General features: G+C 69.3%; 10 protein-coding genes and 2 pseudogenes. 6 read left to right on the top strand and 6 right to left on the bottom strand.

What is annotated here, in order from left to right; translation table 11 throughout:
* From AD428_RS27785 to AD428_RS10655, 6 genes and pseudogenes are all read left to right on the top strand, one after another.
* On the top strand, positions 1-441 hold a 441-nt coding region (locus AD428_RS27785), incomplete at its 5' end, for a helix-turn-helix domain-containing protein (protein ID WP_304438943.1).
* Positions 423-1,496 (top strand): uroporphyrinogen decarboxylase, encoded by a 1,074-nt coding sequence (gene hemE, locus AD428_RS10640; protein ID WP_053245151.1) that lies wholly within the window; start codon positions 423-425, stop codon positions 1,494-1,496. The genes AD428_RS27785 and hemE, both read left to right, overlap by 19 nt.
* A 368-nt stretch (positions 1,497-1,864) precedes the next feature.
* Positions 1,865-2,131, top strand: a pseudogene (locus AD428_RS27790) (primosomal protein N'); the annotation flags it as partial.
* 4 nt (positions 2,132-2,135) lie between these two features.
* On the top strand, positions 2,136-3,950 hold the full coding sequence (locus AD428_RS10645) for a primosomal protein N' (RefSeq protein WP_235489794.1): 1,815 nt from the start codon (positions 2,136-2,138) through the stop codon (positions 3,948-3,950).
* Positions 3,951-4,082: 132 nt separating this feature from the next.
* Positions 4,083-6,147: pseudogene (locus AD428_RS10650) on the top strand (UvrD-helicase domain-containing protein).
* Between the two features lie 104 nt (positions 6,148-6,251).
* Positions 6,252-7,067 (top strand): class II glutamine amidotransferase, encoded by an 816-nt coding sequence (locus AD428_RS10655; RefSeq protein ID WP_160318570.1) that lies wholly within the window; start codon positions 6,252-6,254, stop codon positions 7,065-7,067.
* 32 nt (positions 7,068-7,099) lie between these two features.
* On the opposite strand, the gene dapD is transcribed toward AD428_RS10655, so the two are convergent.
* The 6 genes from dapD to AD428_RS10685 all read right to left on the bottom strand — a co-directional run bounded on the left by dapD (position 7,100) and on the right by AD428_RS10685 (position 13,260).
* A complete protein-coding gene (gene dapD / locus AD428_RS10660; protein ID WP_053245153.1) occupies positions 7,100-8,083 on the bottom strand; it encodes a 2,3,4,5-tetrahydropyridine-2,6-dicarboxylate N-succinyltransferase in 984 nt (327 codons plus the stop codon).
* 61 nt (positions 8,084-8,144) lie between these two features.
* Positions 8,145-9,275, bottom strand: a complete 1,131-nt coding sequence (locus tag AD428_RS10665; protein ID WP_053245154.1) for a M20 family metallopeptidase — start codon at positions 9,273-9,275, stop codon at positions 8,145-8,147.
* A 36-nt stretch (positions 9,276-9,311) separates the two neighbouring features.
* Positions 9,312-10,217: a prolyl oligopeptidase family serine peptidase gene (locus AD428_RS10670; protein WP_053245155.1), complete on the bottom strand. Its 906-nt coding sequence runs from the start codon at positions 10,215-10,217 to the stop codon at positions 9,312-9,314.
* A gap of 4 nt (positions 10,218-10,221) precedes the next feature.
* The gene (locus AD428_RS10675; RefSeq protein WP_053245167.1) at positions 10,222-11,232 is read right to left on the bottom strand and encodes an ABC transporter ATP-binding protein; all 1,011 of its coding nucleotides are present in this window, start codon (positions 11,230-11,232) and stop codon (positions 10,222-10,224) included.
* 44 nt (positions 11,233-11,276) lie between these two features.
* Complete coding sequence (locus AD428_RS10680) at positions 11,277-12,260, bottom strand: ABC transporter ATP-binding protein (protein ID WP_053245168.1); 984 nt, start codon at positions 12,258-12,260, stop codon at positions 11,277-11,279.
* A gap of 79 nt (positions 12,261-12,339) precedes the next feature.
* A complete protein-coding gene (locus AD428_RS10685; protein ID WP_053245156.1) occupies positions 12,340-13,260 on the bottom strand; it encodes an ABC transporter permease in 921 nt (306 codons plus the stop codon).

Below are 13,260 nucleotides of genomic sequence, written 5' to 3' on the forward strand. Positions count from 1 at the left end.
CCGCCGGGCTGGCCCGGAAATCGCCTGCCGGAGTCCGCCCCGCCGCGCCGGCCGCCGCGTCATGCGCAGGAGCCTTTCCGGCAGGCCAAGGCGCGGGTGGTCAACGGTTTCGAGTGCGAATACCTGCATCGGGCGCTGTCGCGCCACGGCGGAAACGTGGCGCAGGCCGCGCGCGCGTCGAGCAAGCACCGCCGCGCCTTCTGGGCGCTGATGCGCAAGCACGGCATCCAGGCCGCGCCGTACCGGCAGGCCGCGGCTGACGGCCTGGACGGCGGCGGCGCTGCACGAGGACGACGAAAACCCCTGACCGCGGCGGCGCGCCGCGCGGGCGCTTGCGTCCGCACAAGAATGCGGCGCGGACCGCGGCGGGCCGCGCGTTCCCGGGGCAGTAAAATCACGGCTTCCGATCATCGAGGACAGCCGTGCCTGCTTCCGCCCTGAAGAATGACGTGTTCCTGCGCTCGCTGCTGCGCGAACCCGTGCCCTATACCCCCATCTGGCTCATGCGCCAGGCGGGCCGCTACCTGCCCGAATACAACGAGACGCGCGCCCGCGCGGGCTCGTTCATGGGGTTGGCCCAGAATCCGGACTATGCCGCGGAGGTCACGCTGCAGCCCCTGGCCCGCTACGCCCTGGACGCCGCCATCCTGTTCTCCGACATCCTGACCGTTCCCCACGCCATGGGCCTGGGGCTGGATTTCGCGGCCGGCGAAGGGCCGCGCTTTGCGCGCCCGGTGCGCACCGAAGACGACGTGGCGCGCCTGGCCGTGCCCGACATGGACAAGCTGCGCTATGTGTTCGATGCCGTGCGCGTGATACGCCGCGAGCTGGACGGCAAAGTGCCGCTCATCGGCTTTGCCGGCAGCCCCTGGACGATCGCGTGCTACATGGTCGAAGGGCAGGGCAGCGACGACTACCGTCTCGTCAAGACCATGCTCTATGCCCGTCCGGATCTGCTGCACCGCATCCTGGAGGTCAATGCGCAGGCCACCCTGCAATACCTGAACGCGCAGATCGACGCCGGCGCGCAGGCCGTCATGCTGTTCGACAGTTGGGGCGGCGTGCTTGCCGACGGCCTGTTCCAACAGTTCTCGCTGGCCTACACCCGCAAGGTGGTGGCGGGCCTGAGGCGCGAGAACGAAGGCCGGCGGGTGCCGGTCATCGTGTTCACCAAGGGCGGCGGACAGTGGCTGGAAGAGATCGCGGCCTGCGGGTGCGACGCGGTGGGGCTGGACTGGACCGTGGACCTGGCCGCGGCGCGGCGGCGCACGGGCGACCGCGTCGCGCTGCAGGGCAATATGGATCCCATGGCGCTGTTCGGCGGGTCGCAGGCCGTGCGGGCCGAGGCGCGCCACGTGCTGGACGCCTACGGCCCGGTCGGCGAGGGGGGGCACGTCTTCAATCTGGGCCACGGGATTTCGCGTTTTACTCCGCCGGATGCCGTAGCCGAATTGGTGGAAGAAGTCCACCATCACAGCCGCTCGCTGCGGCGATAAGTGAGTGTACGCTTCGGTCCGGGAGGCCGAAGCCCGTGGTTCGGCGTCACAGTTGTGCACAGCACGATGGGCCTCGGGGAAAACCCTCTAATACTTGGCTTACAATCTCGGAAGCTTGCATAACTATATGTTTTTTAAAGAAAAAAACGGGTTTTCAACAGGTTTGCAAGAACTGAAGCAATTCTGCAGATTGCCGTTTTTCCATGTGGTCCCGGCCTTTTCCCCAAAGTTATCCACAGCGCCGTCCCCGCTATGCGCGGCGGCCGGGCGGAAACCGGCCCCATTTGACGCCCCGATCCGCGACCGCGCCGGATCGGCCATAGGATGGCCGGCCGGCCGTCCCATTCTTTCGTCTCGTCGCTCTGTCCATGTCTGAGGAACGGCCCGCAGACGTTTCGCCGCCGTGCTGGGTGCGCGTGGCCCTGGACGTGCCCCTGCCCGGCCCGTTCGACTACCGCCACCATGAGCCGGTGGCGGCGGGGCTGCGGGTCATCGTTCCATTCGGTCGCCGCCGCCTGATCGGGGTAGTGGTGGACAACCCGGCAGGGCCGTCCTACGACCCGGCCCAGATCCGTCCCATCGAGCAGGTGCTGGACGACCTGCCGCCCTTTGCCGAGGATTGGCTGCGCCTGGCGCGCTTTGCCGCGGAGTACTACCAGCGTCCGCTGGGCGAAGTCATGCTGCCCACGCTGCCGCCGCCGCTGCGCAAGACCAGCGCCTACCTGGGCAAGCGCTCGGCCGGCGGTCCGGTGGCGCGGCTGGACGCGCGTAAGCGCAAAGCCGCGCGCGCGCCCGCCGCGGCCGACCAGCCCCGAGCTGAACCAGGCCCAGCGCGCCGCGGCCGACGCCATTGCCGCGCTGCGCAGCTTCAAGCCCGTTCTGCTGTACGGGGTGACGGGCAGCGGCAAGACCGAGGTCTACCTGCGCGCGGCCGAGCGCGTGCTGGCCCAGGGGCGGCAGGTGCTGCTGATGGTGCCCGAAATCAACCTCACGCCGCAGCTCGAGGGCGCGCTGCGGGCGCGCCTGGAAGGACTGGTGGGGCCGGAGGGCGTGGCGGTGCTGCATAGCGGCCTGTCGGACGGCGAGCGTCTGCAGGCCTGGGCGCGCGCGCAGCGTGGCCAGGCGCGCATGCTGCTGGGCACGCGCATGGCCGTATTCGCGCCCATGAGCGAGCTGGGACTGATCGTGGTGGATGAAGAACACGACCCGTCCTACAAGCAGCAGGAGGGCTTGCGCTACTCCGCGCGCGACCTCGCCGTGTGGCGCGCGCACGATCTGGACATTCCGGTCGTGCTGGGCTCGGCCACGCCTTCGCTGGAAACCTGGCAGCACGCGCTGCGCGGGCGCTACCTGAAGCTGGATCTGCCGTCGCGCGCCCGTTCCAGCAGCCTGCCCGCGATACGGCTGATCGACACGCGCCGGCTGCAGATGAAGCAGGGGCTGTCGCCGCAGCTTCTGGAGGCGGTGGGCGAGCGCCTGGAGCGGGGCGAGCAATCACTCATTTTCCTGAACCGCCGGGGCTATGCGCCGGTGCTGCACTGCCCGTCCTGCGCATGGGTGAGCAATTGCCCGCGCTGCACCGCGTTTACCGTGCTGCACCGCACCGAGGGGCGGGGCCATCGCCTGCATTGCCATCATTGCGGCTACCAGGCGCCCGTGCCGCGCGCCTGTCCCGAGTGCGGCGACCAGGATCTGTCGCCCATGGGACGCGGCACGCAGCGGGTGGAAGAGCACCTGGCCGAGCTGTTTCCGCAGGCGCGCATCCTGCGCATCGACGCCGACAGCACGCGCAGGAAGGGCAGCGCCGAGGCACTGTTCGCGGCGGTGCATGCCGGCGAAGTGGACATCCTGGTCGGCACGCAGATGGTGGCCAAGGGGCATGACTTCGCGCGCCTGGGGCTGGTGGGCGTGCTCAATGCCGACTCCATGCTGTTCGCCCACGATTTCCGCGCGCCCGAGCGCCTGTTCGCGCAGCTCATGCAGGTGGCGGGGCGGGCGGGCCGGCACCAGGGCAACGGCGAAGTGCTGATCCAGACCGGCTACCCCGAGCAGCCCGTCTACCAGGCGCTGCTGCGCCACGATTACCCCGGCTTTGCCCGCCACGCGCTGCAGGAGCGCGAGAGCACCGGCCTGCCGCCCTACGCCTACCAGGCCCTGTTGACCGCCGAGTCGCGCGAGCTGGCCACGGCGGTGGCATTCCTGCAGCAGGCGCGCGCGCTGCCCGAAGGCGAGTGGGCGGCCGACTTCCCTACACTGAATGCCGTCATGCTCTACGATCCGGTGCCGCTGCGCATCGTGCGGGTCGCCAACGTGGAGCGCGCCCAGCTGCTGGTCGAAAGCGTCAACCGGCCCGCCTTGCAGGCGTTTCTGGCGTCGTGGTCGCATCATTTGCCCTATCTCGCCAACGAGGCGCGGGTGCGCTGGCAGCTCGAAGTGGATCCGCTGGAAATCTAGGGCCGGTTGACTCCGCAAGAAGCCTCGCGCGGCCCCGGCGCGCATCGCTGCGGCGCAGCGCCGATTGTTCTATCATCTTTGACCTCCGACGCGGCCGCCGCAAGGCGCCGCTCTTGAGCCATTCCGCAATCCATGTCCGCCAGCGAACCCATCGGCCACGGCCTGAATCCCGCGCAGAAAGCCGCCGTGCTGTACCTGGACGGCCCTTGCCTCGTGCTGGCCGGCGCAGGCAGCGGCAAGACGCGCGTCATCACCCAGAAAATCGCCTACCTGCTGCGGGAGTGCGGCTACATGGGCCGCAACGTGGTGGCGCTGACGTTCACCAACAAGGCCGCGCGCGAAATGGGCGAGCGCGTGAAGACGCTGGTGGACCGCAAGCTGGCCAAGGGCCTGACGATCAGCACGTTCCACTCGCTGGGCGTGAAGATGCTGCGCGAAGAGGCCCGCCACGCGGGCCTGAAGCCCACGTTTTCCATTCTGGACGCCGACGATGCCCTGGCCATCATCCAGGAGCTGCTGGCCACTACCGACAAGGCCCGGCTGCGCCACGTGCAGGGCATCATCTCGCTGTGGAAGAACGCGCTCATGGAGCCCGACGACGCCGCTCGCCAGGCCATCACGCCGGGCGACGTGGAGGCGGCCAACGTGTACCGCAGCTACGCTGCCACCCTGAACGCCTACCAGGCCGTGGATTTCGACGACCTGATCCGCATCCCGGCGCTGCTGCTGCAGAACAACGAAGCCGTGCGCACGCGCTGGCAGAACCGCGTGCGTTACCTGCTGGTGGACGAATACCAGGACACCAACGTCTGCCAGTACCGGCTGGTGCAGCTCCTGACCGGCGACCGGGCCATGTTCACGGCGGTGGGCGACGACGATCAGGCCATCTACGCGTGGCGCGGCGCCACCATCGAGAACCTGGCCAAGCTCACCACCGACTATCCCGACATCAAGCTCATCAAGCTGGAGCAGAACTACCGCTCGGTGCAACGCATCCTGGCCGCGGCCAACCAGGTGATCCAGAAGAACCCCAAGCTCTTCGAGAAGAAGCTGTGGTCGGACCTGGGCATGGGCGAACCCATTGTGGTTTCGGCCATGGACAGCGAGGAGCACGAGGCGGAGTCCATCGCCATCAAGCTGTCTGCGGCCCGTTTCGAGCGCCAGGCCCAGTGGAAGGATTTCGCCGTCCTGTACCGCAGCAACCACCAGTCGCGCATATTGGAGCAGGCGCTGCGCAACCTGAAGATCCCGTATACGGTGGCGGGCGGGCAGAGCTTCTTCGACAAGGCCGAGGTGCGCGACATCCTGGCCTATCTGCGCCTGCTCGCCAACGATGACGACGATCCGGCTTTCATCCGCGCGGCCACCACGCCCAAGCGCGGCATCGGGCAGGCCACGCTGCAGACGCTGGGGCAGTATGCCGCCAGCCGCGAGATATCGCTGCTGGCGGCCGTGGCCGAAACCGGACTGGAGAGCCTGCTGGCCCCGCGACAACTCGAGCCGCTGCGCACCTTCACGGAATTCATCCGGCGCATGCAATGGCGCGCGGGCCGGGGCGCGGCGTCCGGGGGGGGCGGACGCGCCCGCCGAGCCGGCGGGCCGCATCCTGGACGACCTGCTCGAAGCCATCCAGTACGAGCGCCACCTGTACGAGCTTTTCGACGAGAAGCCGGCGCAGACGCGCTGGCAGAACGTGCTCGAACTGACGGGCTGGCTCAAGCGCAAGGCCGAGGAAGACGGCATGAGCCTTTTCGACCTGGTGCAGCACGTGGCCCTGGTCACCATGCTGGAACGGGGCGAGGAGGAAGAGCCCGACGCGGTCAAGCTCTCCACGCTGCATGCCTCCAAGGGCCTGGAGTATCCGCACGTGTACCTGGCGGGCGTGGAAGAGGGCCTGCTGCCGCACCTGGGCAAGGACGACGAGGTCGGCGACCCGGCCCGCGCCGCCGAGAACCTCGCCACGCGCATCCAGGAAGAACGCCGCCTGATGTACGTGGGCATCACGCGCGCGCAGCGCAGCCTGAACCTGAGCTGGTGCAAGCGCCGCCGCCGCGCGCGCGAGGACCTGGTGCGCGAGCCGTCGCGCTTCATCGAAGAGATGGGGCTGGGCGAGCAGCGCATCGAGGAAGACGAGGCCACGCGGGCCATGAACCCCAAAGCGCGGCTGGACATGCTCAAGGCCCTGCTGAAGAAATAGCGCCGCGGCCGCGGAACCGCGGCGGCGGCGCGCCGGTCCCAACTCTTTGTCGCGAGGAGCGCATCATGTGCCGATGGCTGGCTTATACGGGTAGTCCGCTGCAAATGGAGAGCGTGCTCTTCAAGGCGAAGCACTCGCTCATCGACCAGAGCCTGCACGCTCGCCTGGGCGCCGCCACCACCAACGGCGACGGCTTCGGCCTGGGCTGGTATGCCCGCCCGCCGGGCGGCCAGCCCCTGGAGCCGCCGTTCCGCTACCGCAGCGTGCGTCCCGCCTGGAACGACCGCAACCTGCGCGAGGCGGCCCGCGCCATCCATTCGCCGCTGTTCGTGGCCCACATCCGCGCCGCCACCGACACGCCGGCGCAGGAAACCAACTGCCATCCGTTCCGCCACGGCAACTGGCTGTTCGCGCACAACGGCCTCATTCGCGACTATCCGCTGCTGCGGCGCGACCTGATGCTGATGATCGCGCCCGCGTATTTCGGATCGCTGGAGGGTTCCACCGATTCGGAGGTCATGTTCCTGCTGGCCCTGAGCTTCGGCCTGGAAAACGACCCGCTGCCGGCGCTGGCGCGCATGGTGGGCGCGGTGGAGGAAACCGGCAGGCGGCACGGCGTGGCGTATCCCGTCAACATGACGGTGTGCGCGCTCGACGGTTCCCGGCTCGTCGCGGTGCGCTATTCCAGCGAGGGCGATTCGCGCACGCTGTTTCACAACACCAGCGTGCGCCATCTGCGCGAGCTGTATCCCGACGATCCCCGCGTCGCCGCGCTGAGCGACGATGCCTATCTGCTGCTCTCGGAGCCGCTGTCGGAACTGCCGGGCGCCTGGGAGGAAGTGCCCGAGGCCACCGCCATCATCGCGGGCGGCGGGGAGCTGCGGCGCTATCCGTTCGCGCCGATCGCCCCCGGGCCGTAGCGCCGCCGCCGCGCGGCCAGGGTTGACATGCCCTAGTGCCCGGTGTGCAGCGCAGGGTTGAGCGTGCCCCACGCGGCGGTGCGCACCAGCGTTTCGACGGCGCCGGTCTGCGAATTGCGCCGGAACAGCAGGCCGTGCTGGCCCGCGAGCGCCACGGCCTTCACGACCGCGCCTTCGGGAGTGAGCACGCGGGTGCCGGCGGTGACGTAGCAGCCGGCCTCCACCACGCAGTCGTCTCCCAGCGAGATGCCGAGGCCGGAATTGGCCCCGAGCAGGCAGCGCTTGCCGATGGACACCACCTGCTTGCCGCCGCCCGACATGGTGCCCATGATGGAGGCGCCGCCGCCGATGTCGGTGCCGTCGTCCACGATGACGCCGGCGCTGATGCGGCCTTCCACCATGGAGGCGCCCAGCGTGCCCGCGTTGAAGTTGCAGAAGCCTTCGTGCAGCACCGTGGTGCCGGGCGACAGGTGCGCGCCCAGCCGCACGCGGCTGGCGTCGGCGATGCGCACGCCGGCCGGTGCGACGTAGTCGGTCATGCGCGGGATCTTGTCGATGGCGTGGACTTCCAGCGTCTGGCCCGCCGCGCGCAGCAGCCAGCGCAGCGCGTCCACCTGGCCCACCGGGCAGGGGCCGGCCGAAGTCCAGGCCACGTTGGACAGCACGCCGAACAGCCCCTCGAGATTGGCGCCATGCGGGCGGATCAGGCGGTGGCTGAGCAGGTGCAGGCGCAGGTAGGCGTCATGCGCGTCCGCCGGCGGGTCGGCCAGCGCGGCGATGGCTGTGCGCACCGCCACGGTTTCCACCTTGCGCCGCGGGTCGCGCGTCAGCGCGGCGGCTGCCTGCTCGCCCAGCGCGGCGCGGGCTTCCTCCGCCGAAAGCCGCCGCGTGCCGCTGGCCGGCACCTGCCCGGCAAGCGCGGGCCGGGGATACCAGGTATCCAGCACGGCGCCGTCATCCGCGACGGTCGCCAGCCCGTACGCGACCGCGCCCGTTGCCTGGGGAGAAGTGTTCATGGAAATCGCCTGACCGGATTGCATGACGGCCCCTATTGCAGGGGGCCAGCGTGAACAGCGCCTAGGCCAGTTCCTTCAGCAGCAGCTCCCAGAATTTCAGGCGCATTTCCAGCGTGGGCACGAGCACGTACTCGTGCAGCGTGTGCGCGCCGTCGCCGTCCGCGCCCAGGCCGTCCAGCGTGGGCACGCCCAGGGCGGAGGTGAAGTTGGCGTCGCTGCCGCCGCCGGTCATGGGCGCGTCTTCGAGCGGAAAGCCGGCGCGCTCGGCATAGCCCTGGGCCAGGGCCAGCAGGGCGGCCGCGGCTTCGGTCTTGACCATGGGCGGACGGTTGAGCTCCACGTCGATGTCCAGCTCCACGTCCGGCCCCACGGCGCACAGCTCGCGCATGCGGCGCAGCACGTCTTCGGCGGCGCCCATGTCGGGCACGCGGAAGTCCACGACACAGCGACACTGCGCCGGCACGGTGTTGGTGACGGTGCCGCCGGCGATGGTGCCCACGCTGACGGTCACGCCGCGCTCGTAGTCGGTCATGGCTTCCAGCGCCAGCACCTGGTGCGCCATTTCGCGGATGGCGCTGCGGCCCTTCTCGTGCGCCATGCCGGCGTGCGAGGGGCGGCCCTTGACGTTCAGCGTGAGCATACCCGTGCCCTTGCGCGCGGTGACGCACTTGCCGCCGTTGGGGCGGGCGGGCTCGCAGACCAGGGCGTACTTCGCATTGGCCGCGAAGCGTTCGATGTGCACGCGCGAGGCGTGGCTGCCGGTTTCCTCGTCGGGCACCATGAGGAAGTCCACGGGCAGCCGCGTGGCGCCCGGCCGCGCCAGCGCGGCGAGGGCGGAGAGCGCCAGGTAGATGCCCGCCTTCATGTCGTAGCCGCCGGGGCCGTAGAGGCGGTCGCCTTCGATGCGCACGGGGTTTTCGAGCAGCGTGCCGACCGGGTGCACGGTGTCCATGTGGCCCAGGATGAGGATGCCGGGGCGGGTGTCGCCGGGCGCGCGGTTGGTCACGTAGAGCAGCGGGCCGGTGGCGGAGCCGAGCGAGGACACTTCCACCGTCAGGCCGGCGGCGGCGGCCTGGTCGGCGATGATGCGGGCCATCGCGGCGATGCCTTCCGGGTAGTTGGAGGGCGATTCGCAGCGCAGCCATTGCTGGATGCCGGCGACGAGCTGTTCGGTGTTGGGAAGGTTGGACATGGGAATCTCCGCGCGTTGGCGTCTTGGAAAGGAGGGTCAGGCGACTTGCTGGCCGGCGAGCCGGGCCAGTTCGGCCGCGTCGGGCATGCCGCCCTCGAACCAGAGGCTGGCGCAGACCGCCGACATGGCGCGGCCATCGTGGCCGATGCCCGGCACGACTTGCAGCTTCCAGTTGAACGGCACGCCGCGGCGCCCGGCCTCCCGGCGGCCAGCTTCGAAATAGTAGTGGGCGCGCGCGAAACGGTGCGGGCCCTGGCGTAGGGCGGCGGGCTCGGAAGGCAGGTGCGGGTCGTCGGTGGCGATGTCCTGGTCGCCCGCCAGGATAGTCATGGGGTAGCCCAGCAGCTTGACGAGATGGTCTTCGGTCAGGCCCACGCCGTCCATGCCCTCGGGGAAGGGGTAATCGAAGGTGGGCAGCGTGTACCAGCCGGGATTGGCGGCGACGACGGCCTTGAACAGGTCGTGCGGCTGGCTGCTCATGAGGCGGTGCACGAACTGGCCGCCGGCGGAATGCCCGAAGAGATAGACGTTACGGCCGTCGGCGATGTCCGCCGCGACCAGGTCGCGGATGACGTTGCCCACCAGGGCATAGGTCCAGCCGGCGATGTGGCGCGGATTGCCCGTGGCCGTGAAGACGCGGCCGTTGTTGTAGCTCTCGACGCCGGGCCAGATCTCGTTGGAGAAGGTGAGGGCCACGATCAGCAGCTTGTGGCGGTCGGCGGCCGGCACCCAGAAGTCGCGGTACTCGTCGCCGTTGCGCAGCACGCCGTGCTGCACGATCACGACCGGGCGGTCCGGCGTGTACCCGTAGGGGCGGTAGGTCTGGAGCTTGAAGGGGCGGTCGGCGTTGCGGTCGTCGTCGACGTAGTGAATGGCGTTGCGGCCGGCATGACCCAGCTCGATGGCGATACGGTCCACATTGGACATCTCTGAGGCTTTCATGGCGTTATGCGTTGGCGTCGTTCAGGTGACAGGCCGACCAGTGGCCCGGGGAGATTTCCCGCAGCGCGGGCGCCTGTTCGCGGCAGCGCGGCATGGCGTGGGGGCAGCGCGGATGGAAGGTGCAGCCGGGCGGCGGATTCAGCGGCGAGGGGATCTCGCCGCGGATCGGCGTGAACTTGCGGCCGCGCCGCGCCACGTCGGGCACCTCGGCCATCAGGGCCTGGGTATACGGGTGGTTGGCATGGGCGAAGATTTCCGCCGCGGTGGAAATCTCCACGATCTTGCCCAGGTACATGATGGCGACGCGGTCGGAGATGTGCTTGACCACGCCCAGGTCATGGCTGATGAACAGGTACGTGAAACCGTGCTGCGCGCGCAGGTCCATGAAGAGGTTGATGACCTGCGCCTGGATCGACACGTCCAGCGCCGCCACCGGCTCGTCGCAGACCAGGAACTTGGGCGACACCATCAGCGCGCGGGCGATGCCGATGCGCTGGCGCTGGCCGCCGGAGATCTGGTGCGGAAAGCGGTCGCGGTATTCGCGGTCCAGCCCCACTTCGGACAGCGCGCGGTCGATGCGGGCGGGGATGTCCCGCGGCGGCGCGAGCTTGTGCACCTTGAGCGCCTCGCCCAGGATCTGGCGCAGGCGCTGACGCGGATTGAGCGAGGCCTGAGGATCCTGGAAGATCATCTGCACGCCCAGCGTGTAGGCCAGCTTGCCGGCGCCGCGCAGCCGCGAGGCGTCCTGGCCCAGGTAGCGCAGTTCGCCCTCGCTCTGGCGGTGCAGGCCCGCCACGATGCGGCCCAGCGTGGACTTGCCGCAGCCGGACTCGCCCACCAGCCCCACGACTTCGCCGCGACGGATGGCGAGGTCCACGCCGTTGACGGCGTAGACCGTGCGGCGGTCGATGGGCCGGCCGCCCAGCGCCAGGATGCGCTGCGCCAGGTCGGGGCGCTGCTCGAAGCGCTTGTGTATGTTCTTCAGCTCGATGACGGGGGTATCGGCCTGGGTCAAGGAATGGTCCTCCGTGCTGCGCACTGCGGATGTCTCGGCGGCGCTCATGCTTTTTCCGCCTCGCGGGCAATGGGCGCATAGCAGCGGTAGCTGCGCGGGCCTTCGGTGGTGACGGCCGGGGCCTGTTCCGTGCAGCGCGTGATCGCGTGCGAGCAGCGCGGGCGGAACGGACAGCCCGAGGGCCGGCCGGCGAGGCTGGGCGCCATGCCGTCGATCTGGTGCAGGCGCCCGCCGGGCGGCGCGGCGCCGGGCATGGAGTCGAGCAGGCCCTTGGTGTAGGGATGGCGCGGCGCGTCCAGCACCTGGTCGACGGGGCCGGACTCGACGATGCGTCCGGCATACATGACGGCGACGCGGTCGGCCAGCTCGGCCACCACGCCCAGGTCGTGCGTGATCCAGATGAGCGCGGTGTCGTGCTCGCGGCAGATCTGCTGCATGCGGTAGAGAATCTGGCCCTGGATGGTCACGTCCAGCGCCGTGGTCGGCTCGTCGCAGATGATCAGGTCGGGCTTGTTCAGCATGGCGATGGCGATGGCCACGCGCTGGCGCATGCCGCCCGAGAACTCGTGGGGATAGCTGCGCAGCCGCTTTTCCGGCGAGGGGATGCCCACCATTTCCAGGGCTTCGCGGCAGCGTTCCAGCGCCTGCGCGCGCGGCACGTCCTCGTGCGTGAGGATGGCCTCCATCATCTGCTCGCCCACGCGCAGCACCGGGTTGAGCGTCATGAGCGGGTCCTGGAAGATCATGGCGATGCGGTTGCCGCGCAGCTGGCGCATCTGTTCTTCGTCGAGCTTGCGCAGGTCCGTGCCCTTGAACTTCACTTCTCCGTCCACGACTTCGCCGGGCGGGTCGATCAGGCCCAGCAGCGAAAAGCCGGTGACGGATTTGCCCGACCCCGATTCGCCCACCAGGCCCACGATCTCGCCGCGGCGCACGGTCAGGTCTACGCCGTCGACGGCCAGCCAGGCGCCGGCCTCGGTATGGAACGCGGTGCGCAGGCCGCGCACCTCCAGGATGGTTTCCTTCATTTCATTCATCCGTTGCGCCGGTCCGCCACGGCGCCGCGTCGAGGGGAAAGCGCGCAGCGCTGCGAGGGGTGGGCCTTGTTCATGCTCGTCGCGGGTCCAGGGCTTCGCGCAGGCGGTCGCCCACGATGTTGATGGAAAGAATCAGCACGAGCAGGGCGATGCCCGGGAAGAGGCTGATCCAGTAGTCGCCGGACAACAGGTACTGGAATCCGTTGGAAATCAGCAGGCCGAGCGAGGGTTCGGTAATGGGTACGCCCACGCCCAGGAAGGACAGCGTGGCTTCCAGCGCGATGGCGGTGGCGATCTGGATGGTGGCGAACACCATCACCGGGCCCAGGCAATTGGGCAGCAGGTGGAACACCATGATGCGCCAGGCCGGAAAGCCCAGGTTGGCCGCCGCTTCCACGTATTCCTTGCGCCGTTCCTGCAGGGCGCGGCTGCGCATGATGCGCGCATAGTGGCCCCACTGCACCAGCACCAGCGCCAGGATCACCTTGTCCACCCCGCGCCCCAGCACCACCAGCAGCACCAGCGCCACCAGGATGGTGGGAAAGCCCAGGATGAAATCCACGAGGCGCATCAGCACCGTGTCGACCAGCCCGCCGATATAGGCCGCCACCAGCCCGACCGCGCCGCCGATGGCCGTGGCCAGCACCACGGCGCTCAGGCCCACCATGAGGCTGATGCGCAGGCCGTACAGGATGGCGCTGAGCATGTCACGGCCCTGGTCGTCGGTGCCCAGCCAGGCGATGCTGCCGTCCATGAGCGCCTGCCCGGGGGCCAGGCGGCCGTCCATGAGCGAGAGATTGGCGAGATCGTAGGGATTCTGCGGCGCGAAGAAGGGCGCGGCCATGACGAGCACGACGAGAATGGCCAGCGCGATGGCCGACCCCTTCACGGTGGGCCGCGCGTGCAGCTTTTTCAAGATGGCGGCGCGCCGGGGCGTGTCGGCCAGCGGCTGGACCGTGCGGGTGCGGCCGGGATTGGGAGTATGGGGCAT

This window comes from Achromobacter sp. DMS1, assembly GCF_001270295.1.

Bases quoted from the DNA above. Each gene is read 5' to 3' on its own strand.
- AD428_RS10655 (WP_160318570.1), top strand. From the start codon at position 6,252: ATGGAGAGCGTGCTCTTCAAGGCGAAGCACTCGCTCATCGACCAGAGC.
- AD428_RS10670 (WP_053245155.1), bottom strand. From the start codon at position 10,217: ATGAAAGCCTCAGAGATGTCCAATGTGGACCGTATCGCCATCGAGCTG.
- AD428_RS10685 (WP_053245156.1), bottom strand. From the start codon at position 13,260: ATGCCCCATACTCCCAATCCCGGCCGCACCCGCACGGTCCAGCCGCTG.
- dapD (WP_053245153.1), bottom strand. From the start codon at position 8,083: ATGAACACTTCTCCCCAGGCAACGGGCGCGGTCGCGTACGGGCTGGCG.
- AD428_RS10680 (WP_053245168.1), bottom strand. From the start codon at position 12,260: ATGAAGGAAACCATCCTGGAGGTGCGCGGCCTGCGCACCGCGTTCCAT.
- AD428_RS10665 (WP_053245154.1), bottom strand. From the start codon at position 9,275: ATGTCCAACCTTCCCAACACCGAACAGCTCGTCGCCGGCATCCAGCAA.